Origin of the sequence: Micromonospora sp. NPDC052213 (assembly GCF_040679695.1) — a bacterium.
GTDB lineage: Bacteria > Actinomycetota > Actinomycetes > Mycobacteriales > Micromonosporaceae > Micromonospora.
In genome coordinates, this window is the sequence record NZ_JBFAVI010000112.1 from 1 (window position 1) to 22,492 (window position 22,492).

Annotated in this window: 20 protein-coding genes; 13 read left to right on the plus strand and 7 right to left on the minus strand. The window is 74.4% G+C overall.

Features of this window, described 5'->3' with window-relative positions:
* The first annotated feature begins 230 nt into the window (after positions 1-230).
* The gene (locus tag AB0L34_RS23330; protein WP_363706558.1) at positions 231-1,046 is read left to right on the plus strand and encodes an ABC transporter permease; all 816 of its coding nucleotides are present in this window, start codon (positions 231-233) and stop codon (positions 1,044-1,046) included.
* 135 nt (positions 1,047-1,181) lie between these two features.
* Here the strand turns inward: AB0L34_RS23330 and AB0L34_RS23335 are convergent, their stop codons facing one another.
* Positions 1,182-2,363 (minus strand): ABC transporter substrate-binding protein, encoded by a 1,182-nt coding sequence (locus AB0L34_RS23335; RefSeq protein ID WP_363706538.1) that lies wholly within the window; start codon positions 2,361-2,363, stop codon positions 1,182-1,184.
* A gap of 449 nt (positions 2,364-2,812) precedes the next feature.
* Between AB0L34_RS23335 and AB0L34_RS23340 the strand changes: the two genes are divergently transcribed.
* From AB0L34_RS23340 to AB0L34_RS23355, 4 genes are all read left to right on the plus strand, one after another.
* On the plus strand, positions 2,813-5,947 hold the full coding sequence (locus tag AB0L34_RS23340; RefSeq protein ID WP_363706540.1) for a nitrate- and nitrite sensing domain-containing protein: 3,135 nt from the start codon (positions 2,813-2,815) through the stop codon (positions 5,945-5,947).
* Positions 5,944-6,351, plus strand: a complete 408-nt coding sequence (locus tag AB0L34_RS23345) for a roadblock/LC7 domain-containing protein (protein WP_067359650.1) — start codon at positions 5,944-5,946, stop codon at positions 6,349-6,351. The genes AB0L34_RS23340 and AB0L34_RS23345 overlap by 4 nt, the downstream gene beginning before the upstream one ends.
* Before the next feature lie 86 nt (positions 6,352-6,437).
* Positions 6,438-6,803, plus strand: coding sequence for a DUF742 domain-containing protein (locus AB0L34_RS23350; RefSeq protein ID WP_350704113.1), 366 nt, complete (start codon positions 6,438-6,440; stop codon positions 6,801-6,803).
* Positions 6,784-7,407 carry an ATP/GTP-binding protein gene (locus AB0L34_RS23355; protein ID WP_357455296.1) on the plus strand — a complete coding sequence of 208 codons (624 nt, stop codon included), beginning with the start codon at positions 6,784-6,786 and terminating at the stop codon, positions 7,405-7,407. The genes AB0L34_RS23350 and AB0L34_RS23355 overlap by 20 nt, the downstream gene beginning before the upstream one ends.
* Positions 7,408-7,473: 66 nt before the next feature.
* Here the strand turns inward: AB0L34_RS23355 and AB0L34_RS23360 are convergent, their stop codons facing one another.
* The gene (locus AB0L34_RS23360; RefSeq protein ID WP_363706542.1) at positions 7,474-8,601 is read right to left on the minus strand and encodes a uroporphyrinogen-III synthase; all 1,128 of its coding nucleotides are present in this window, start codon (positions 8,599-8,601) and stop codon (positions 7,474-7,476) included.
* A 148-nt stretch (positions 8,602-8,749) separates the two neighbouring features.
* Here AB0L34_RS23360 and AB0L34_RS23365 point away from each other — a divergent pair, with 148 nt between their 5' ends.
* From AB0L34_RS23365 to glmM, 6 genes are all read left to right on the plus strand, one after another.
* Positions 8,750-9,466 (plus strand): methyltransferase domain-containing protein, encoded by a 717-nt coding sequence (locus AB0L34_RS23365; RefSeq protein WP_363706544.1) that lies wholly within the window; start codon positions 8,750-8,752, stop codon positions 9,464-9,466.
* 117 nt (positions 9,467-9,583) lie between these two features.
* Positions 9,584-9,841 carry a DUF6364 family protein gene (locus AB0L34_RS23370; RefSeq protein ID WP_208417965.1) on the plus strand — a complete coding sequence of 86 codons (258 nt, stop codon included), beginning with the start codon at positions 9,584-9,586 and terminating at the stop codon, positions 9,839-9,841.
* Complete coding sequence (locus AB0L34_RS23375) at positions 9,831-10,124, plus strand: type II toxin-antitoxin system PemK/MazF family toxin (protein ID WP_350680954.1); 294 nt, start codon at positions 9,831-9,833, stop codon at positions 10,122-10,124. Before AB0L34_RS23370 ends, AB0L34_RS23375 begins: the two co-directional genes overlap by 11 nt.
* 364 nt (positions 10,125-10,488) lie before the next feature.
* A complete protein-coding gene (gene rplM / locus AB0L34_RS23380) occupies positions 10,489-10,932 on the plus strand; it encodes a 50S ribosomal protein L13 (RefSeq protein ID WP_018720634.1) in 444 nt (147 codons plus the stop codon).
* A 20-nt stretch (positions 10,933-10,952) separates the two neighbouring features.
* A complete protein-coding gene (gene rpsI / locus AB0L34_RS23385; protein WP_350680952.1) occupies positions 10,953-11,420 on the plus strand; it encodes a 30S ribosomal protein S9 in 468 nt (155 codons plus the stop codon).
* A 110-nt stretch (positions 11,421-11,530) separates the two neighbouring features.
* Positions 11,531-12,886, plus strand: coding sequence for a phosphoglucosamine mutase (glmM, locus tag AB0L34_RS23390; protein WP_363706547.1), 1,356 nt, complete (start codon positions 11,531-11,533; stop codon positions 12,884-12,886).
* 106 nt (positions 12,887-12,992) lie between these two features.
* On the opposite strand, the gene AB0L34_RS23395 is transcribed toward glmM, so the two are convergent.
* Positions 12,993-13,658 (minus strand): ABC transporter ATP-binding protein, encoded by a 666-nt coding sequence (locus tag AB0L34_RS23395; protein ID WP_363706560.1) that lies wholly within the window; start codon positions 13,656-13,658, stop codon positions 12,993-12,995.
* Between the two features lie 86 nt (positions 13,659-13,744).
* Positions 13,745-16,573, minus strand: coding sequence for an FtsX-like permease family protein (locus AB0L34_RS23400; protein ID WP_363706549.1), 2,829 nt, complete (start codon positions 16,571-16,573; stop codon positions 13,745-13,747).
* Between the two features lie 98 nt (positions 16,574-16,671).
* Between AB0L34_RS23400 and AB0L34_RS23405 the strand changes: the two genes are divergently transcribed.
* Positions 16,672-17,277 carry a helix-turn-helix transcriptional regulator gene (locus tag AB0L34_RS23405; protein WP_363706551.1) on the plus strand — a complete coding sequence of 202 codons (606 nt, stop codon included), beginning with the start codon at positions 16,672-16,674 and terminating at the stop codon, positions 17,275-17,277.
* 20 nt (positions 17,278-17,297) lie between these two features.
* Here AB0L34_RS23405 and AB0L34_RS23410 read toward each other — a convergent pair whose 3' ends face one another.
* Positions 17,298-18,494: a pyridoxal phosphate-dependent aminotransferase gene (locus AB0L34_RS23410; protein WP_363706552.1), complete on the minus strand. Its 1,197-nt coding sequence runs from the start codon at positions 18,492-18,494 to the stop codon at positions 17,298-17,300.
* Between the two features lie 31 nt (positions 18,495-18,525).
* On the minus strand, positions 18,526-19,143 hold the full coding sequence (locus tag AB0L34_RS23415) for an MmpS family transport accessory protein (RefSeq protein ID WP_363706554.1): 618 nt from the start codon (positions 19,141-19,143) through the stop codon (positions 18,526-18,528).
* Positions 19,144-19,362: 219 nt separating this feature from the next.
* Here AB0L34_RS23415 and glmS point away from each other — a divergent pair, with 219 nt between their 5' ends.
* Positions 19,363-21,276: a glutamine--fructose-6-phosphate transaminase (isomerizing) gene (gene glmS, locus AB0L34_RS23420; protein ID WP_350704094.1), complete on the plus strand. Its 1,914-nt coding sequence runs from the start codon at positions 19,363-19,365 to the stop codon at positions 21,274-21,276.
* A gap of 112 nt (positions 21,277-21,388) precedes the next feature.
* On the opposite strand, the gene AB0L34_RS23425 is transcribed toward glmS, so the two are convergent.
* Positions 21,389-22,492 (minus strand): alpha/beta hydrolase (locus AB0L34_RS23425; protein WP_363706556.1); only part of this gene is annotated, 1,104 nt, incomplete at its 5' end.

A 22,492-nucleotide genomic window follows, 5' to 3' on the forward strand; every position in this document is an offset into this window, starting at 1 on the left:
CACCCAAAACACCCCCCCCCCCCCCAACCCCCATCCCCCCCCCGCGCCCCCCCCCCGACCCCCCCCTACGCGCCGGGGGGGGCCCCCCCCCCGGGACTCCCGGCCGCCCCCCCCCCCGCCGCGTGCCGGCCCTGGCCGGCAGGAGAGGAGGACCCGTGACGGAGACGACCGGTACCCGGTCCGGCCCCACCGAGGCGGGAGAAGAGACCGTCCCGGCCGGCGCGCCCGGGGTGGCGACGCCCACCACGCCGCCGGTTGCGGCGGCCGCCCGCCGACCCGGCGTACGCCCGGCGGCGGTCGGCCTGCCGCTGCTCGGCGCGCTGATCGCGCTGATCGTCTGGTGGCTGGTCACGTCGGTGCTGGAGCTGGTGCACCCGGCGTCCCTGCCGCCGCCGCAGGCGGTGTGGAGATCGTTGACGACGTCGGCCGACGTGCTGCTGCCGGCGCTGGGGGTGACCACCCTGCTGACGCTGGTCGGCTTCCTGCTCTCGGCGGTCGCCGGGGTGCTGATCGGGATGGCGCTGGCCGCGTCCCGCCGCGTCGAGCGGATGTTCGCGCCGCTGCTCGTGGCGGTCAACGCGGTGCCGAAGATCGCCCTCGGCCCGCTGCTGGTGGTCTCGGTCGGCTGGGGGGAGAAGCCCATCCTGACCATGGTGTTCCTGCTGTGCTTCTTCCCGATCGTGCTCTCCACCGCGACTGGCCTCACCACCACCCCGGCGGACCTGGCCGAGCTGGCCAGGTCGCTGAACGCGTCGTGGTGGCAGGCGTTCCGGAAGGTGCGCTTCCCGGCCGCGCTGCCGCAGGTCTTCGTCGGCCTCAAGGTGGCGATGCCGCTGGCGGCGATCGGCGCGGTGATCGGGGAGTTCTACTCGGACAAGCCGGGGCTGGGCTACCAGATCCTGCAGTACAACGGCATCGGCGACACCGCGACCGCCTGGGCGGCGATCGTGCTGATCGCGCTGATGAGCATCCTGCTCTACAGCGCCCTCTCCCTGGTCGAGCGGCTCGCGCTGCCCTGGGTCCGGGCCACCACGTCGGCCCGGTGACCCACGTTCGACCGGTGACCGGACGTCGACCGATGGCCCGCTAGACCAGCCGAGGTGTGGCCCGCCGTACCCGGCGCAGGCATCAAGCCTGACCGCCCGGATCCGGGTACGGCGGGCCACACCGCCGCACCACCCTCACCCCGCGAGGCGCCACCGGCCGTTGCGGGCGACCAGGGTGGTCAGGGCCTGCGGCATCAGGCCGGAGTGGTTGTCCGGCGTCATCCGGATCGGGCCGGACAGGCCGTCCATCTGCGACGTCTCCAGCACGTCGCGGATGCCGTCGCGGTCCACCCGGCCGGGCTCGCCGCCGGCGCGCAGTTCGGCGTCGGCGATGAGCTGCACGGCGTCGGCCGCGAACGAGGACGAGCCGTTGTAGCCGCCGAAGCGGGCGGTGTAGTCCTGGAACCACTGCCGGCGGGCCGCCTTCGCCGGGGTGGTGGCGATGACGTCGTCGATCACCATGGTCTGGGTGAAGACCATGGTCGCCCGCTCGGTCGCCCGGGAGGCGGTGCCGAGGAAGAGGTCGCCGGCGGCCGCCGCGTCGAAGAAGAGCGATCCCTTGAACTTGGCCTGCTGGGCCGCGGTGGCGGCGAGCGCCGCCTGCTCCGGCGAGGTCCACACCACCAGCGCGTCCGGCTCGTCCTCGGTCAGCGCCTTGACCTGCTCGCCGACCTCGGTGTCGGTGGTCTTGACCGACTCCGCGCGCGGCGGCTTGACGCCGCTCTTCGCGAACTCGCTGCGCAGCGCGGCCAGCCCCTCGCGCCCGTAGTCGTCGTCGCTGTACAGCACGCCGGCCGTCTTGACGCCCTTGCGGCTCATCTCGACGGCGAGGGCGGCGGCGCTGTCGGCCGCGTTGGGGGCGAGCTTGAACACGTACCGCCGGTCGGCGATCGGGCTGGACACCGCGCCGGACGAGGCGAGCGCAATGGTGGGAATTCGCTTCTCGTTGATGGTCCGGACGGCGCCGACCGCGCATTCGTTGCAGCCGCCCATGATGATCGCGCTGACTTGCGAATCGGCGCTGAAGTCACCGATGTTGCGCAACGACTCGGCCGGGTCCGACCGGTTGTCCTTCACCTTGAGTTCGATCCTCCGGCCGTTCAGCGCGCCCGAGGAGTTAAGTTGCTCGATCTTCAGTTCCAGCGCCCGCTGGTACGCCTTGCCGGCGGTCGCCGCCGCGCCGGAGAGTTCGAGGTCCGCCGCGATGACGATGGGACTGGTGTCCTGCTCGTCCGCGCCGAACTGGCAGCCGGTGAGCGTGGTGGCCAGCACGGCCGATGCGAGCGCCGCGGCGGTCGCGGAGCGGATGGTGCTCAACTCAGTCCTCCAGATGCGGCCCGGGGCGCTGCCCGGTCACCGCCGGGTTGTTTCCGTCCTCAGTGGAGGAACGGTATCGGTCTGCCGTACGGTGTGCGCGAAGCCTGCAAAACCTTGCCAACGCCGGGCCCTGTGGTCAAGCGCGCACGTCGGAGCCGTTTCGGGACGCGCATCCCACATGGTGGGGCCGCAAGAAGTTTGCCGGCGCTCACTAATCCGACACGGATGACCACTCTGGAGTTACATGCCCTGTTCACGGGCATGAAGAATTGAAGGTATTAGTTGACCGGATCACGGGATGCGTGCCCTCCGACCGTTTCTTTCCCCACTGCGGCTTCCCAAACAGGATCGCTTCTGATGAAATCGCGGCCGTGCCGCGTGTGGCGCAGTCCGCTGCACCGGGCGCGAGTCGGCGGGGCAGGCGTGGAAGAAACGACGGAGGCGATGTCGTGAGCACCGGACCGACGACCCTGCCCGGCGGCGGCGGCGAGAGCGAGCAGTCGAAGCGCCGTAGGATGCCCCGGCTGCGCGACGCGCGGATCCGCTCCAAGCTCGCGCTGATCCTGGTGGTGCCGGTCGCCGCGGTGATCGCGCTGGCCACCGTCCGGCTCATCTCCGTCGGCGAGGGCGCCCTGGACGCGACCCAGGCCCGGGCCGTCACCGCGCTCTCCATCGACATCTCCGCGATGACCCAGGACCTGCACGCCGAGCGGATGGCGGCGTCCGCCTTCCTGGCCGCGCCGCAGCAGAAGGCCGACGCCTACAACCTGCGGGTACGCAGCACCGACGCGCGGATCGACGCCTACCGGGCGGAGCGCGGGCGGATCGGCGAGGTGCCGGCCGCCGTCCGGAACCGGCTGGCCACCATCGACGAGCACCTGGAGACGCTGGCCGCCACCCGGCAGAAGGTGCTGGACCGCCAGCAGATGGCGGTCGCCGAGGCGGCGCTGCGCTACGGGGTCATCATCACCGACCTGGTCGCGTACGGCGACGGGCTCGCCCAACTGCCCGGCGAGGAGCGGCTGGCCGACGCCCGGCGTGCGGTCGCCGCGTTCGCACGCGCCAAGGCGGCCGTCGCCGAGGAACAGTCGGTCGCCTTCACCGCGCTGAGCGCCGGCTCGCTCGACGAGGAACAGTTCTCCTCCTTCGTCGCCACCCTGACCAGCCAGCAGGAGGCGCTGCTCGCCTTCTCCCTGGCGGCCGACCCGACCCAGCGCGCCCTCGTCGACGGCACCGTCTCCGGCGACGCGGTCACCCTCGCCGACCGGGTCGCGGCCGACATCACCCGCTCGGTCGGGCAGCGCCCGCTGGTGACCGCCCAGGAGGCCACCGCCGCCTTCGGCGCGGTCAACGACCTCATGCGGTGGGCCGAGATCCGGCTCCAGGACCGGCTGCTCGACCAGGCCGACCAGGCCCGCTCGGACGTCATCCGGCAGGCCGTCGTCGAGTCGGTGCTGGTGCTGCTCACGCTCGCCGTCGCGGTCAGCCTCGCCGTGGTGCTGGCCCGCTCGCTCAACCGCTCGCTGCGCCGGCTGCGGGAGGGCGCCCTCTCGGTGGCCAACCACGACCTGCCGGACGCGGTGAAGCGGCTCCAGAACGTCGGCAACGTCGGCGACGGCGGCGTCGACGAGATCGTCCGGGAGGTGCGCGACCCGATCCGGCTCGACAGCCGCGACGAGGTCGGGCAGGTGGCGCTCGCCTTCAACGTCGTGCACCGCGAGGCGGTCCGCGTGGCCGCCGAGCAGGCCGCGCTGCGCACCAGCGTCTCGGCGATGTTCCTCAACCTGGCCCGGCGCAGTCAGACCCTGGTCGACCGGATGATCGGCGAGCTGGACGCGATCGAGCGCGGCGAGGAGGACCCGAAGCGGCTGGCGCAGCTCTTCGAGCTGGACCACCTCGCCACCCGGATGCGCCGCAACGACGAGAACCTGCTCGTCCTGGCCGGCGCCGACTCGGCCGTGCCGCGCCGCGACGACGCCCTCCTGGTGGACGTGCTGCGCGCCGCGCAGTCCGAGGTCGAGCTCTACAACCGGATCGAGTTCGGCACCGTCGACACCGACATCTCGGTGGCCGCGCACGCGGTCAACGACGTGGTCCGGCTGGTCGCCGAGCTGCTCGACAACGCCACCCGCTTCTCGCCGCCGACGACGACCGTGGTCGCCGACGGCCGGCGCATCCGGGACTACGTGCTGATCCAGGTGGAGGACCGGGGCCTCGGCCTGACCGACGACCAGTTGGACTCGCTGAACCGCCGGCTGGCGGCCCCGCCGAGCGTCGACGTCGCGGCGTTCCGGCTGATGGGTCTGGCCGTGGTCAGCCGGCTCGCCTCCCGCTACGGCATCCGGGTGGAGCTGCGCCGCAACGTGGAGGGCGGCACCGTCGCCCAGGTGACGCTCCCCGCCGCGACGGTGGTGCTGCCGCAGCTCCCCAGCCGCGACCAGCAGATCACCCGGCCTCGGCAGCCGCTCGCCGTCGAGCAGACGCCGCTCACCCCTGTCGGTCTCGGCGAGCCGCTCGCCGGAACGGGGCGTACCGCCACCCTCACCGACCAGTGGCGGTCCGCGCCGGCGCCGTGGCAGGCGCCCGAGCAGGCGCGGGACGCCGCGTCCCCGGTGCAGGCCGGCGGCCTGACCGGGACGCCGTCGGCCCCTCCGGCGACGCCGGCCCAGCCGACCTTCACCGGCGGTGGGGTCTCGGTCGGCACGCCGACCGTCGCCTACCCCGCGGTCGAGCCACTGCCCAAGCGTGTCCCCGCGGCGGAGGCCGCCGCGCCGGCCGCGCCGGTGCTGCCGGCCGGCCCGACCGCCGGCCAACCCGCCACCACCCCGCTGCCGGCCGGGCCCGCCGCGGCGGGCGGATTCGGCGCAGGCGCGGGCCGTGGCCTCGGGGCCAACCTGGCTGCCACCGCCCCGGCCGCGCCGATCACCCCGGCCGCGCCGATCACCCCGCGCGCCGAGCTGCCGGCCGAGGCGCCCATCTTCCGCGAGATGGAGGCGGTGTGGTTCCGCTCGCACGGCAACGACGCCACCGCCATCTTCACCCGCCCGGACTTCAGCCAGCCGCCGCAGGCCCAGCCGTCCGCCGGCCAGCCGGCCGCGGCCCAGCCGACGACGGGCGAGTCGCGCCCGCCACGGCTGCCCACGCGTACGCCGGGCAGCACGGCCACCCCGCCGCCCGCGCAGCCGCCGCCGGCGTACACCCCGCCGGCCCCGGCCCCGGCGCGGCCCGTGACGCTGGACGCGTCCCCCGCGACGCCGGCCGCGGCGCCGGTCGCGGACCCGCCGCCGGCGGCGCCCGCGGCGGACGCGGACGCCTGGCGGACGGCGGCCGACGAGGGCTGGTCCCGGGCCAGCCGGGCCGCGGAGCCGGCCGCCGCCGGCACCACCCGGTCCGGGCTGCCCAAGCGGGTGCCGCAGGCGCAGCTCGTGCCCGGCGGGATCGAGCCCCAGGGCGGCCGCGACCGTAGCCGGCGCACCCCCGACGAAGTACGGGGTCTGTTGTCGGCCTACCACCGCGGCGTGCAGCGCGGCCGGGCGGCCGGAACGGACCAGAACAGCACCTCGACCAAGGAGACGAGTCGATGAACAGGCCAGCGGCCATGCAGGACATGAGTTGGTTGCTCACCAACTTCGCCGACAGCGTGGCGGGTATCGCCCACGTGGTGGCGGTGTCCGCCGACGGGCTGCTGCTCGCCTCCTCGCGGGACCTGCCCGCGGACCGGGCGGACCAGCTCGCGGCGATCACCTCGGGCGTGGTCAGCCTGACCGAGGGCGCCGCCCGGATGTTCAGCGCCGGCGGTGTGCTGCAGACGGTCATCGAGATGGACAGCGGCTACCTCTTCCTGATGTCGATCAGCGACGGATCGTCGATGGCGGTGCTGGCGGCCCGTAGCTGCGACGTCGGGCAGGTGGGTTACGAGATGGCGCTCCTGGTCGAGCGGGTCGGCGCGGCGCTGGTGCCGCTGCCCCGGGACGCCGTGCGGTCGTAGCCGGGTTGCGACGCGGGCTCCGCGTCGGCGAGGGATGAGGAGACCGGTGCCACAAGGGCCCGGCCGGGAAAGGGAGGTGATCGCGGATGGACCAACGGCGCGCGGACCCGCGCGGCGCGCTGGTACGGCCGTACGCCGTCACCCGCGGTCGGACCGAGGCGCAGATGGACATCGCCCTGGAGGCGGTCCTGTCGGCCACCCCCACCCAGGTCGCGGAGTCCCGCTTCGCGGGGCACGACAAGCACCGCATCGCCACCGTCTGCGAGGGGCGGGCGCAGTCGCTGGCCGAGATCGCCGCGTACACCCGGATGCCGCTGGGCGTCACCCGGGTGCTGGTCGCCGACATGGTGGCCGAGAGCCTGCTGACGCTACACACTGCCGCTCCCGCCGAGGGGTTCGAGGAGCGGATGGAAATCCTTGGAAGGGTGCTAAGTGGACTTCGCAGGCTATGACCCCGCCGGGGCCCGCCAGAGCCGGGGAATCATCTCCGCGAAGATCGTGGTCGCGGGCGGCTTCGGCGTGGGCAAGACGACCCTGGTCGGCGCGATCTCGGAGATCACCCCGCTCAGGACCGAGGCGGTGATGACCGCGGCCGGGGTCGGCATCGACGACCCGTCCAAGGTGCCGGGGAAGCAGACCACCACGGTCGCCATGGACTTCGGCCGCATCACCATGGCCGAGGACCTGATCCTGTACCTCTTCGGCACGCCCGGCCAGACCCGGTTCTGGTTCATGTGGGACGAGATCATCAAGGGCGCGGTGGGCGCGGCCGTCCTCGTGGACACCCGCCGGATCACCGACGCCTTCGCGCCGCTGGACTACTTCGAGAACCGCAGGCTGCCGTACGTGGTGGCGTTGAACCGGTTCGACGGCGCGCCGCAGTACGAGCTGGAGGAGGTCCGGGAGGCGCTGGCCATCTCGCCGGACGTGCCGCTGGTGTTGACCGACGCCCGGCACCGCGAGTCGGTCAAGCAGGTGCTGGTGACCGTCGTGGAGCACGCCATGATCCGCCTCCAGTCCGAACACGGCCGCGGCTTCCCGGCTCCGGTCGGCTGAGAACGTCCACGGCTGGACGGTGCCCGTGGCCGCCCCGGTGCGGGCGGCAGGGGCCGCCCCGCCGTGTCAGTCGACCCGGAGCCGGTAGCCGCGCTTGACGACGGTCTGCACCACCCGGGGTGCCCGCAGCCCGGCGCGCAGCCGGGCGACCGCCATCTCCACCGCGTGCTCGTCGGCGCCGCGCGGCAGCGTCCGCAACAGCGCGGTCCGGGACAGCACCCGGCCGGGGGAGTGTGCCAGCGCCCGGAGCACGGCCATCGGTGCCGGGGCGAGCGGGCGCAACTCGCCGTCGACCACGGCGGCGTGCCCGCGCAGGGTGAGCAGGTGGCCGGCCGCCTTCAGGGTGACCGTGCGGCGCGGCAGCTCGTCCACGATGGTCCGGACCAGGGCGCCCAGCCGCGCCCGGGACGGCATGCTGACCGGCACCCCGCGCCGCAGCAGCGGCTCCGCGGTGACCGCCCCCACGCAACTGGCCAGCACGTCGCGCCGGAACGCGTCCAGCACCGCGTCGCCGCGGTCCCCGGCGGCGCGCAGCAGCGCCTCCGCCGCCGGGGCCGAGGTGAACGTGACGGCGTCGACCAGCCGGCCGGCGACCAGGTCGATCAGGCGGTGCAGCGGGGCCGGGTCGGTCGGCGCCGCCCACCGGTGGACCGGCACCTCGATCACGGTGGCCCCGGCCGCCTCCAGCGCCGTCGTGCACTCCGGCTGCCGCCCGCCGTGCAGCTGCATGGCGACCACCTGCCCGGCGACGCCGCGCCGGCACAGGTGGTCGACCACCTCGTCGCAGCTCTCCGATTCCGGTGACCACTGGTCGTGCGGGCCGGCGGCGCGGATCGCCCCGCGCGCCTCGGGGCCCCGGGCCACCACGTACGCGTCGGCCAGGACACCGCGCAGCGGCTCGGCCAGCCCCCAGCCCTCGGCGGCCTCCAGCCAGCCGCGCATCCCGATGCCGGTGCTGGCGATCAGGATGTCGGGTGGCCGGTCCAGGCAGGCCCGGGTGGCCTCGCGCAGGTCGGTGTCGTCGGCCAGCGGCACGATCCGCAGGGCCGGGGCGATCACCACCCGGGCGCCCCGCCGCTGGAGCAGCGCGGCGAGTTCGTCCCGCCGGCGGTCGGCGGTCACCCCGATGGTGAAGCCGGCCAGTCCGTCGTGCGTCCACCCCGGTCGAGTCGTCGCCCGTGCGCCGTCCGTCATGTCGGCAGAGCGTGCCGGCGGGCGGTTTCCGGTCCGGGTCCCGTCTGTTTCGGTCCTGTCAAGAGCCCCGCACACCGCGCCGGAGCGGCGAGCCGAATCGCTGCGTTTACAATATGAGACAACTGTCCCGAGATTTGGGAGTTGAGACATGGGTGTGAGTGCGGCCTTCGACGCGGTTGCCGGCAGCTACGACGAGGCCCGCCGGCGGCTGGTGCCCTGCTTCGACGCGTTCTACGGCACGGCCGTGGAGGTGGCCGCGCCGCCGCTGCGGGCCGCGCTGGCGTCGGGGCGTACCCCCGAGGTGCTGGACCTGGGCGCGGGCACCGGGCTGCTGTCGCTGCTGCTCGCGGCGGCGGTGCCGGGGGTGCGGCTGACCCTGGTCGACGCCGCGCCGGCCATGCTCGCGGTCGCCGCCGGACACCTGCGGACCCGGTCGGTGCCACACCGCACGGTGACGGCCGACCTGGCCGACCCGCTGCCCGCCGGTCGCTACGACGCGGTGGTCAGCGCGCTGGCCATCCACCACCTCGACGACGCCGGCAAGCGCGCGCTCTACCGGCGTGCGGCGGCGGCGCTGGCGCCCGGCGGCGTGTTCGTCAACGCCGAGCAGGTCGCCGGTCCGACCCCGGAACTCGACCGGCGCTACCACGAGGTGTGGCTGGCGCAGATCGCCGCGCTGGGCTCCGACGCCGAGGAGATCGCCGCCGCCGAGGGCCGGATGGCGTACGACCGACCGGCGCCGGTCGCCGCGCAGTGCCGCTGGCTGGCCGAGGCGGGACTGGCCGACGTCGACTGCTTCTTCAAGCAGTGGCGGTTCGCCGTGTTCGGCGGCCGACGTGGGACCGACGCCGAGGCGGCCGGCTGACCGGGCGGCCTCGGAGGCCGGACCTGTGGAGGTGCGGGATCGTCGAGCTTTGTCTGGTTTGCCGGCTGGCGGCGAGCGGGATGACTGCCGGTCATACCGCTGGGTAGTCTGCACGGCATGACTGCCAAGGTGACCCTGTCGTTCTCCGACGAGACGATCGAGGAGGCCCGGCGGTTCGCCAAGCGCGAAGGGCTCTCCCTGTCGGCGTGGATGGACCAGGCGGCCCGGGAGAAGGCGCTGCGCGAGGTCTTCACCGCGCACGCCGCCGCCGTCGGCCGGGCCGGGCTCGACCTCGAATCCGCCGCCCTCGCCGACGCCCGCGAGGTGGGCATGGTCGACGACGTGCTCTTCGGCGGGCGCCCGCGTGCTGCGTAGGGGCGAGGTCTGGCGCATCGACGGCGCCCGGGAACGGCTCGGGCTGGTGATCAGCTCCGACGTCTACAACTCCACCGACGTGCCGATCGTCATCGTGGCCGAGGTGGTCGAGGAGGCGCTGCTGCGCGACTCGCCCCTGGCGGTGCCGATGGGCGCGTACGTGGTGATGCCCGACCGGCTCTCCTCGCCGATGAAGAAGTGGTTCACCGAGTGCGTGGACGTCGCCGACACCGAGACCATGCTCCGGGTCGGCCGGGCGTTGCGCATCCTGCAACAGCTCTGACACCTCACCGGCGCGGCCCGGCCGAGGTGCCCTCCTCGTTCCCGGCCGTCGTTCCGCACCCTGGGCAGCGCGGACGCGGCGTGTGTCGCCTTCGTCGCGGCGTACGCCGTGAGTTTCGGGGTGACCTGGTCGGTCTGCCTGCGGCCGGGCCCGCGCCGGTTGGTCGGGGTGCGACCCCGGCTATGCTCTGTGACGGGCCAGACGGGGCGGTACCCCGTTTTGACCTGCCGACGGGGCGGCGGGTATCGTTGCCTGCTGTTGTACGACATCCAGAGGCGTGCCGCCTGAGGTACGCTTGGTCGTTCGTGCGCGCCCGGTAACCTCGGCGCGCGACCCCAGACCGACGACGAGACAAGGTATACCTGTGCGTACGTACAGCCCGAAGCCGGGTGAGATCGAGCGTCAGTGGCACGTCATCGACGCCTCTGATGTCGTGCTGGGCCGCCTGGCCACCCACGCCGCCACGCTGCTGCGCGGCAAGCACAAGCCGACTTTCGCGCCGCACGTCGACACGGGCGACTTCGTCGTCATCGTGAACGCGGGCAAGGTGGCGCTGACCGGCAACAAGCGGCAGCAGAAGATCGCCTACCGCCACTCCGGTTACCCGGGTGGTCTGAAGCAGGTCGGCTACGACGAGCTGCTGACCAAGCGTCCCGAGCGGGCCATCGAGCTCGCCGTCAAGGGGATGCTCCCGCACAACAAGCTCGGCCGTAAGCTCATCAAGAAGCTGAAGGTCTACGCCGGTGCCGAGCACCCGCACGGCGCGCAGCAGCCGGTGCCGTTCGAGATCAAGCAGATCGCGCAGTGAGCGCGGGCGAAGGAATCAGCATGACCGACATCACCGCCACCGAGGTTGCCCCCGAGGAGGCCACCGAGGCGCCGGCGCCCGTCGCCCGCGCGCCTCGTGGTGACCGGCCGATCCAGACCGTGGGTCGCCGCAAGGAGGCCATCGTCCGGGTCCGCATCGTGCCGGGCACCGGCAAGATCACCTGCAACGGTCGGGACCTCGAGGCCTACTTCCCGAGCAAGGTGCACCAGCAGCTGATCAAGGACCCGCTGGTCACCGCCGAGAAGCCGGAGGCGTTCGACGTCATCGCCAACCTGCGCGGCGGCGGCACCACCGGTCAGGCCGGCGCGCTCCGGCTGGCCATCGCCCGGGCCCTGATCGTCAGCGAGCCGGACGACCGTCCGGCGCTGAAGAAGGCCGGCTTCCTCACCCGGGACGCCCGGGTCAAGGAAAGCAAGAAGTACGGCCTCAAGAAGGCCCGTAAGGCTCCTCAGTACTCGAAGCGCTGACCTTCAGCGGCACGTTGTACTTCTGACGAACGGCCGGGTCGCCTCCCCTCGACGGGAGGCGGCCCGGCCGTTCGCCTTTCCCTGGACCGTTTCATCGGAGGTTGGCGGGTATGGGTCGGTTGTTCGGCACGGACGGCGTACGCGGGCGGGCGAATGCGGATCTCACGCCCGAGTTGGCGCTCGCGGTGGCGGTCGCCGCCGCGCACACGCTCGCCGAGTCGGACAAGAGCCATCCCCCGCTCGCCGTGGTCGGCCGGGACACCCGGGCCAGCGGCGAGATGCTGGAGGCCGCCGTCGTGGCCGGGCTCACCAGCGCCGGCGCCAACGTGGTGCGGGTGGGCGTGCTGCCGACGCCGGCCGTGGCGTTCCTCACCGCCGAGGCCAAGGCGGACCTGGGCGTCATGCTCTCCGCCTCGCACAACCCGATGCCCGACAACGGGATCAAGCTCTTCGCCGCCGGCGGGCACAAGCTGCCCGACGAGATCGAGATGCAGATCGAGTCGGCCGTCGCGGCGAACGCCACCAGCGCCTGGGAACGGCCGACCGGCGCCGGCGTCGGCCGGGTGCACGACCTGCTCGACGGCGCCGACCACTACGTGCAGCACCTGGTCGGCACCGTGCCGCACCGTCTCGACGGGATCAAGGTCGTGGTCGACTGCGCCAACGGCGCGGCCGCCGAGGTGGCGCCGGTGGCGTACCGGGAGGCCGGGGCCGAGGTCGTCGCGATCCACGCCGAGCCCGACGGCCTGAACATCAACGACGAGTGCGGCTCCAACCACATCGAGGCCCTGCGGGCCGCCGTGGTCGAGCACGGCGCGCACCTGGGCATCGCGCACGACGGCGACGCCGACCGGTGCGTCGCGGTGACCGCCGACGGCGACGAGGTCGACGGCGACCAGGTGATGGCGATCCTCGCCCTCGCCATGCGGGAGGCCGGCACGCTGACGCAGGACACGCTGGTCGCGACCGTGATGAGCAACCTGGGCCTGCGCCTGGCGATGTCCCGCGAGGGCATCCGGCTGGTCGAGACCAAGGTCGGCGACCGGTACGTGCTGGAGGAGCTGCGGGCGTCCGGGCTGGCGCTGGGCGGCGAGCAGAGCGGCCACATCGTGATGCCCGCGTACGCCACCACCGGCGACGGCGTGCTGACCGGGCTGCACCTGATGTCGCGGATGGCGGCGACCGGCAAGTCCCTGGCCGAGCTGGCCGGCGTGCTCACCCGGCTGCCGCAGGTGCTGGTCAACGTTCCCGTCGCCGACCGTACGGTCGGCGCGGCCGCGCCCGCCGTCCGGGCCGAGGTCGAGCGGGCCGAGGCGGAGCTGGGGGAGACCGGCCGGGTGCTGCTCCGCCCGTCCGGCACCGAGCCCCTGGTCCGCGTCATGGTCGAGGCCGCCACGGAGCACGTCGCCCGCGAGACGGCCGAGCGCATCGCCGGCGCGGTGCGCGTCGCCAGCCCGACCGCCTGACTTCTCGCTTCGGCCCGGGGCCGCCACCGGCGGGCCCGGGCCGTCGCCTTCCCGGGCGGTCGGGAGCCGGCCGAGCCCTCCCCCAGGGCGGCTGCCGGCTGCCGGTCTACAGGCGCAGGCCCGCGGCGCGCCGGAAGGTGGCCGCCGGGTCCTCGCCGTCGGTGAGGTCCACGTCCTCGACGATCCGCCCGTCGCCGAGGCGGATCAGCCGGTCGCACCGGGCGGCCACCGCCCGCTCGTGGGTGGCGAGCAGGATCGTCATGCCGTGCCGGTCGCGCAGGTCCAGCAGCAGGTCGAGGATCTGCCCGCCGGTGGTCGAGTCGAGGTTGCCGGTCGGTTCGTCGGCGAGCAGCAGCCCGGGGGAGCCCATCAGCGCCCGGGCGATCGCGACCCGCTGCTGCTGACCGCCGGAGAGCTGGGCCGGCAGGGCCCGTTCCCGCCCGGCCAGGCCCACCGCGTCGAGCAGCTCCCGGGCCCGGGCGGCGTGGTCGGCCCGCCCCCGGCGGGGCAGCATCGGTGCGATCACGTTGTCCAGCACGGTCAGCGCGGGCAGCAGGTGGTAGCGCTGGAAGACGAAGCCGACCCGCTGCCGGTACCGGGTCAGGGCCGACCGGCCGAGCCCGGTGATCTCCAGTTCGTCCACCGCGACGGTGCCGCCGTCGACCTGCTCGATCGCGCCGATCATGTGCAGCAGCGTGGACTTCCCGGAGCCGCTGGGACCGGTCAGCGCCACCACCGTCCCGGCCGGGATCTCCAGGGACACGTCGTCGATCGCGGTCACCTGCTGCGGGCCGGCCCCGAACCGTCGGACCAGTCCGGCGACCCGGACCGTGCTGCCCACCGTCGTCGTCTCCATCGTCACTCCTCCGCGAGCAGTCGTGCGGTCGGCAGCCGGCGCAGCAGCGCGGCCGGGACCAGGGCGGCCATCGAGGTGACCAGGACACCGGCCACCGCCACCAGCGCGGCGACCGTGACCAACGTGCCGGGCAGGGCGCCGACCAGCCAGGCCGCCCCGGCCAGCCCGAGGCCGGCGCCGGTGACCGCGCCGAGCAATCCGAGGGCCAGCCCCTCGTACCCGATCAGGCGGCCCAGCGCGGCGTCGCTCCAGCCGACCGCGCGCAGGGTGGCCAGTTCGGCGGCCCGGTCCCGGATGTTCAGGTAGAGCACGTCGGCGACCGCGGCGGCGCCGAGCAGCACCGTCGCGACGGCGGCCATGGTGTCCGCGCCGCGCACGCTCAGCGACACCGTGTCGCCGAGCAGGCTGCCGACGATGGCGCCGCGGAACGCGTACCCGGCGGCGGCGACCAGGGTCAGCGCGGCCACCCCGATGGCCAGGGCGCCGGCCCCGAGCAGGGTGCGGCCGGGCGTGCGGGCCAGGTTGGCCAGGGCCAGGCCGGCCAGGGTGCGCGGCCGGCGTACCCAGCGGGCCGTCGCCACCGCCGGGCGCAGCGCGGCGGCCGGGTGGGCACGCGCGGCCCGCAGGGCTGGCGTCAGGCCCGCGACCAGCGCCAGCAGCAGCGCCACCGGTACGGCCAGCGCCGCCCGCCGCCACCCCACGTCGATGCCGAGCGCGGCCCCGAGCGGGATCGCCAGCGCCAGCGAGAGCAGCCCGGCCGCCAGCCCGAGGGCGGCGACCTCGCCGAGGATCAGCGCGCCGATCCGCCGGGCGGGCCAGCCCAGGCAGGCGAGCACCGCCAGTTCGGACCGCCGGTCCCGGACGGCGGCGGCGACCGCGTTGCCGAGGAAGAGCGCGCAGACCACCAGCACCAGCACGAAGAGCGCGACGCTCTTGCGGTCCACCGCCTTCGTGATCACCGAGGCGACCCCGAGTGCCGACCAGTTCTCGGTCAGCCGCAGCGCCGGCCGGCCGAACGACCCGGCGGGCAGCTCCACGGCCTGCGGGGTGGGGGACGAGCCGAGCGTGATGTCGACGTCGAGCCCGGTGACCTGGGCGATCCGCTCGGCGACCAGCCGGATCTGTTCGGCGGCGCGTTCGTTGTAGCCGCCCACGTCGGCGACCCGGACCCGGATCGCGCTGATCGGCGCCTTCGCCTGTGGACTGCCGCCGCCCGCCAGCAGCGTCGGCACGCTGTCCAGGCTGGTCAGCAGCAGCGGCGGGGCGGAGAGATGGCCGGCGGGGTTGCCGCCCGGCTCCAGCGGACGACCGCCCAGGGCGTCCCGGCTGCGGGCGTCCGCGCCCTGCGCCGACGGCGGCTCGTACGTCTCCAGCGGCACCCGCCCGAGGTCGCTGAAGCCGGTCAGCTTCTCCGGGTCGAAGACTCCCACGGCCCGCCAGCCCCGGTACAGTTCGCCCGGCACGCCCTTCTTCAGCGGGAGCTTGCGCAGCGACCGCGCCCCCGTGTCCTCGGCGAGCCAGGGGCGCGGGAAGGGGTTGAAGGTGAACTGATCGCCGTACACCTCCGGATCGGCCGCCGGGAGCGCACCGACCCGCAGCGTGCCGTCGGGCAGCCGGTCGTACCGCGTCGGCCCCGCCTGGACCATCGCCTGGAGCTGGCCGAAACAGCAGCCGGCCGGGGAGAGGCCCGCGGCGAGCCGGGTGCGCCAGCCGGCGGCCACGTCGTGCCGGGCTTCGCCGGCGGGCAGCTCGGGGCCGCGCCGCAGGGCGGGCTCCAGCGCGTCGAGTTCGACGCCGGCCGGTCGGGCCGCGGGCAGCCGCGTGAAGCTGACGCGCAGCTCCTCGTCGACGAAGGGGGTGCTGGTCGCGAGCACCGGCACGTTGAGCATCTCCGCCGAGCCGGTCCGCCTGACGGTCGTGGTGTCGTCCGGGCCCAGCGCCCGCCCGTCGACCACTGCCCCGCCCAGGCCGACGAGACGGTCCTCGGCGGCCGGGTCCACGGCGGCGAGCAGGAGCGGCACCGTCAGGCTGACCGCGATCCGCAGCCGGTCCGAGGTGGACGAGGGGCCCGTACCGCCGTCGGGGAAGACGCCCTGGCCGGCCTCGAACCGGCCGTCGGGGAGCAGCCGCACGGCCACCAGCGACCACTCCTCGCGTTCCGAGTACGCGCCGGGGCTGCCCAGGGCGTACCGGGGGTCGCAGACGGGCCGGGTGCGGCCGTCGGGCAGCACCTCGCGCGGCGAGGGACCGCACATGTCGGCCCACGGATAGCTGCGCCCGTCGGTGTACGGCGTGGAGTCGGCGGAGTGGAACACGTCCGAGCGGGGGTAGATCAACGGGTGGGTGGTGACGTACACGTAGCGGGACCGGCCCGGCGCGCCGGAGAGGCCGCGTTCGGCGACGAAGCGGGGATCGACGCGGATGACCTGCCGGTCGAGCGACCGGTCCACCGCCCCGGTCAGGTCCAGCGGGGTCGGCACGGGGGCGGTGGAGTAGCCGAGCATGGCGATGGGGGCGGCGACGTCCACCCCGGTGACCGCCTTCACCTGCTCGTACTGCGCCATCGTGATGCCGCCGAAGAGGCCGGAGAGGTAGTTGGGCTGGACCAGCCGGCGTTCGGCCTCCAGCGGGGTGCGCGCGCCCTTCGGGCGGACCAGGATGTCGTAGGCGGCCTCGGTGTTCCGTTCGACGGCGCCGGTGACGTCGAGTCGTGAGGTGGTGGTGGCGCCGGTCAGGACGACGAAGCCGGTGGTCGCCACCAGCACGCCGACCAGCAGCGCCACCGACCGTCCCGCACGGCCGCGAAGCTGCTTCCAGACGATGTTGAGCATGTCGCGCCTCCCCGTGTGCTGAACACACTGTGCGCGATACATTGTGACAATGCAAGGCCCATCGGGGTGGGCCAGTCCGGATCGGATCGGAGGAGACGGTGGCGATACAGCACGCGGTCCTGGCCCTGCTCGCCGGCGGCCCGAGCTACGGCTACGAGCTGAAGGGCGCCTTCGAGGAGGCGGTCGGCCCGCAGTGGGGCCCGCTCAACATCGGGCACCTCTACCAGATCCTCGACCGGCTCTCCCGGGACGGCCTGGTGGTGGCCGAACGGCACCCGCAGCCGGTCAAACCCGACCGGGTGGTCTACGAGATCACCCCGGACGGCCACGCCGAGCTGGACCGCTGGCTCGCCGAGCCCAGCCCGCGCAGCGGCGGGTTCCGGGACGACTTCTTCCTCAAGGTGACCGCCGCGGCCCGGTCCGGCGACCCGGCCACCGTGCGGACGGTGCTCGGCAACCAACGCGGACACCTGATGCGGGAGCTGCGCAACCTCGACGGGCTGCGCCGCCGGGCCGACGACCCGGTGGTCGGCCTGCTGCTCTCGGCGGCGAGTCGGCACGTCGAGGCCGACCTGGCCTTCGTCGACGACGCCGAGGGGGTGCTGCTCGCCGACGGCGGGGCGGTGGTCGCCAAACTCCGGGCGGCCCGCTCGGCGGGGACGCCGGCGGAGCGGGGGAGCGGCCCGACCCGCGCCGCCGGCTGACGGTCAGGCGCAGGCGTCGGTCACCGCGGGCCGGTGAGCCGGCGCAGCCGGGTGACGGCCTCGGTCAGGACCTCCGGGCGCTTGCAGAAGGCGAAGCGGACCAGCCGGCGACCGGCTTCGGCGTCGTCGTAGAAGACCTGGGTCGGGACGGCGACCACCCCGCACCGCTCGGGCAGCGACCGGCAGAACTCCACGCCGTCGCGCCCGCCCAGCGCGGTGACGTCGGCGGTGACGAAGTACGTCCCCTCCGGCGCCAGCACCTCGAACCCGGCGTCGGTCAGCCCGCCGACGAGCTGGTCCCGGCGGGCCTGCATGCCGTCCCGGAAGCCGGTGAAATAGTCGTCGGGCAGGGCCAGCGCCACCGCGACCGCCGGCTGCAACGGCGCGGCGTTGACGAAGGTGAGGAACTGCTTCACCCGCAGCACCGCCGAGACCAGCGCCGCCGGCCCGCTCACCCAGCCGACCTTCCAGCCCGTGCACGAGAACGTCTTACCGGCCGAGGAGATGCGCAGCGTCCGCTCGCGCATGCCGGGCAGGGTCGCCAGCGGCACGTGGCCGGCGGCGGCGTCGGTGAAGACGAGGTGCTCGTACACCTCGTCGGTCACCGCGTACGCGCCGTGCTCCCGGCACAGCTCGGCGACCAGGGCCAGCTCGTCGGGGGTGAACACCTTGCCGGTCGGGTTGTGCGGCGAGTTCAGCAGCACCAGCCGGGTGCGCGGGCCGAACGCGGCGCGCAGGGCCGCCGGGTCGAAGGCGTACCGGCCGTCGGCGGCGGGACGCAGCGTGACCGGGCGCCGGACCGCGCCGGCCAGCGCGATCGAGGCGGCGTACGAGTCGTAGTACGGCTCGAAGCAGACCACCTCGTCGCCCGGCTCGCAGAGCCCGAGGATCGCCGCCGCGACCGCCTCGGTGGCGCCCGCCGTCACCACGATCTCGCCGTCCGGGTCGTACTCCAGCCCCCAGAACCGGCGCTGGTGCGCGGCCACCGCCGCGCGCAACGCCGGGACGCCCGGCCCCGGCGGGTACTGGTTCTGCCCGGTGCGCAGCGCCTCGGCCGCGGCGGCGAGCATCTCCGCCGGCCCGTCGGTGTCCGGGAAGCCCTGGCCGAGGTTGACCGCGCCGGTGCGCACGGCCAGGGCGGACATCTCGGCGAAGACGGTCGTCCCGAACGCGCGCATCCGCGCCACCAGCGGGTCGACATCGGCGGTGGTCGTCACGCCCGCCAGCCTACGGACTCCCGGCCCGGGTTCAACCCGTCGTCCCCCTGTTGCAGGTGACCTGCCACCGGCCGCCGTCCGCGGCTACGGCCCGACCGTCGACGGTGATGCGGCAGCCGATCGTGCGGTTCCGGTCGGGGCCGGTGGCCAGCACCATCACCCGCTCGGCGTCGTGTGCGCGCAACCGCATCCGCCAGGGCAGGGCGACTCCTTCGGTCTGGACGAAGTCACCGTTGGCGTCGTAGTACTCCACGTCGGCTGGCCCGCGGCCGGTCACCTCGTAGACGACGGTGACCGTGCCCGGCCCGTCGGAGGGTGTCCGTGCCGGTGCGGCAGTCCGTGCCGGCACGGCCGGCGGAGTCGTCGGGGCCGGCTCCGCCGTCGGCCACCCGCCGCCTGTCGGTTGCTGGTACGGGAGGGGCAGGTGGGCGAGCGGGCGGTCCGGGTCGCCCCCGTCGACGGTGCTGACAAGGCGGTCGGCGAGGCCGAGGCAGGCGCAGATGCCGAAGACGACGACCGCGCCGGCGGCGACGCCGAGGTCCACCGCGGGGGGGCGCTTGCCCGAGGCACGCGGGCCGGAGGGGGCCGTTTCGGGTGCGGACGGGCCTGCCGGCGGGGTCGGCTCGGGCGGCGGCGTGGCGTGGGACATGGCTGTGCTCCGGGGAAGGCGGGCGGGGCGCGCGGCCGTCAGGGTGCCGTACGCGGCCGACGCGGGCAAGCCACTTCCCGCGCCGGTTTCGCCCCCGGCGTACGGGTGTGGCTGTTTGTCCTCCCGGATCCCGCTCGTAGCCCGATCGCTCAAATTCAGTGATTGTTTACCCGGCTTTCGCGCACGCACGATGAGCGAAGCTGGGTTAGGCTGCGGGACATGTGTGGAATCGTGGGTTACGCCGGCGCGCGCCCGGCGCTCGGAATCGTCCTCGACGGACTGCGGCGGCTGGAGTACCGCGGCTACGACTCGGCCGGCGTCGCCATCGTCTGCGACGGCGAGCTGCTGACCGAGAAGAAGGCCGGCAAGCTGGCCAACCTGGAGAAGGTGCTCTCCGAGCGGGCCGCCGAGGACCCGACGTCCTGCGCGGCCAGCCCCATCGGCATCGGGGACGGCACCACCGGCATCGGGCACACCCGGTGGGCCACCCACGGCGGCCCGACCGACCGCAACGCCCACCCGCACCTCGCCCCCGACGGCCGCGTCGCCGTGATCCACAACGGCATCATCGAGAACTTCGCGAAGCTCCGCGCCGAGCTGGAGGCCGACGGCGTCCAGTTCAGCAGCGACACCGACACCGAGTGCGCGGCGCACCTGCTCTCCGCCGCACTGGCCGACCTGCGCGCCGCCGGCCACCCCGAGGGCCCGCAGCTGCTCGCCGCCGGCATGCGGGTGGTCTGCCAGCGCCTGGAGGGCGCGTTCACGCTGCTCGCCGTCGACGCCGCGGTGCCCGGCGCCGTCGTCGGCGCCCGCCGCAACTCGCCGCTGGTCGTCGGCCGGGGCGACGGGGAGAACTACCTCGCCAGCGACGTGGCCGCGTTCATCGAGCACACCCGGGACGCGGTGGAGCTGGGCCAGGATCAGATCGTCCTCATCACCGGCGACACCATCGAGATCACCGACTTCTCGGGCCAGCCCGCCAGCGGCAAGGACTTCCACATCGACTGGGACTCCTCGGCCGCCGAGAAGGGCGGCTACGACTGGTTCATGCTCAAGGAGATCGAGGAGCAGCCCCAGGCCATCGCCGACACCCTGCTCGGCCGGCTCACCGACACCGGCGAGATCATGCTCGACGAGGTCCGCCTCAGCGACCAGGACCTGCGCGACGTCGACAAGATCTTCATCGTCGCCTGCGGCACCGCCTACCACTCCGGCCTGGTCGCCAAGTACGCCATCGAGCACTGGACCCGGATCCCCTGCGAGGTGGAGCTGGCCAGCGAGTTCCGCTACCGCGACCCGGTTCTCGACCGGTCCACGCTGATCGTCGTGATCTCGCAGTCCGGCGAGACGATGGACACGCTGATGGCGCTGCGGCACGCCAAGGAGCAGAAGGCCCGCGTCCTGGCCATCTGCAACACCAACGGCTCCACCATTCCCCGCGAGTCCGACGCCGTCCTCTACACCCACGGCGGCCCCGAGATCGCCGTCGCCTCGACCAAGGCGTTCCTGACCCAGCTCGTCGCGTGCTACCTGATCGGCCTGCACCTGGCCCAGGTGCGGGGGATCAAGTTCGCCGACGAGGTGGCCGCCGTCGTCGAGCAGCTCCACCGGATGCCGGGCAAGCTGCGCGAGCTGCTGGACCGCATCGAGCCGGTCCGTGAGCTGGCCCGCGACCTCAAGACCGAGCCGACCGTGCTGTTCATCGGCCGGCACGTCGGCTACCCGGTGGCCCTGGAAGGCGCGCTCAAGCTCAAGGAGCTGGCGTACATGCACGCCGAGGGCTTCGCCGCCGGCGAGCTGAAGCACGGCCCGATCGCCCTGATCGACAAGGGCACCCCGGTGATCTGCATCGTGCCGTCGCCTGTCGGCCGGGGCATGCTGCACGACAAGGTGGTCTCCAACATCCAGGAGGTGCGGGCGCGCGGCGCCCGGACCATCGTGATCGCGGAGGAGGGCGACGAGGCGGTCGTCCGCTACGCCGACCACCTGATCTACGTGCCGCGTACGCCGACGCTGCTCGCGCCGCTGGTCACCACCGTGCCGTTGCAGGTCCTCGCCGCCGAGATCGCCGCCGCCAGGGGGCACGACGTGGACCAGCCCCGCAACCTGGCCAAGTCGGTGACGGTCGAGTGACGCCGGCCGGCGGCGGGGCGCCCGCCGCGCCGCCGGCCGAGCCCGGGACCCTGGGGACCCGCTGCCCGTCCGGGGGTCGTTCGTCGCCGAGGTCTCGCGCGGCGTCGCCACGTCAGCGGCCGAGCACCACGCGGGCCATGCCGTCCAGCGCCGGGTTGTCGGCCGCCCAGTAGCCGCTGTGCCCGTGCCGGCCGCTGGGGAAGGTGCGCCCGCCGAAGCCCGGGTGGGCCGGGTCCTGGCCGAACCACAGCTCGCGTTCCGGCCCGCCGGCCAGCCGGGCGGCCCCACCGAGCGGCGACGCGGCGAGCAGCGCCTGCCGGGCCAGCTCGTCCGGCGGCCGGGCGAGCCGGATCACGTCGTCCGGCGCGGTGCTCGCCCAGACCTGCCCGGGTGGCAGGCCCAGCTCGGCGGCGTGCGCGACCCCCACCCCGGGCGAGCCGACGAAGACCAGCGCGTCGGCGGCCAGCCCGTGGTCGCGGGCGGCCGTGCCGACCACCAGCGAGCCGTAGCTGTGGCCCAGCACGGTCTGCCGGCCCGGCGGCCCGTCGTGGGTCGCCCGCAGCCCCTCCTGGAACCGGTGCAGCGCCGGGCCCGCGTCCCGGGCCTGCCCCGACCAGGCCGCCTCGTGCAGGAAGTCGGGGGCGTCGTAGTCCAGCCAGAGCACCGCGGCGGTCTCCTCCTCCGGCGCGATGTCGGCGCAGCGGGACAGCACCCGCGCCGCCCGGCCCAGCTCGCCGGGCACGTCGTCCAGGCCGGCGGTCGTCCCCGGCACGTGGGTCAGCGTCCGCGCCGCCCGGTCCGGGTTGCCCAGCGCCACGACCGCGCGGCCCTCGCCGGCGGTGTCCAGCCCCAGCAGGTACGCCCGGGGCGCCTCGCCGGCGGCCAGGCGCCCGGTCAGCGCGTCCAGCCCCGCCAGCGCCCGCTCGACCCGCAGCAGCCCGGCCAGCTCGACCGGCCCGCGCGGCACCCGCTCCAGCAGCCGGCACCGCGCGGCGAGCAACTCCTCCCGCCGCGCCCCGAGCAGCAGGCGGTTGGCCTGGTCGCGGGCGGCCACCGGCACCCCGTCGAGGCGCCCGACGAGCGCCGCCTCGTGCGCCACCAGCCACCGCCGCTGCGCGGGGGTGAGCCCGGCCCACCACGCCCGTACCGCGGCCGGGGTGGCGCCGGGCGGGGGCCGGCCGGGTGGCGGCGGGGTGGCCCATGCCGACCGGGCGGC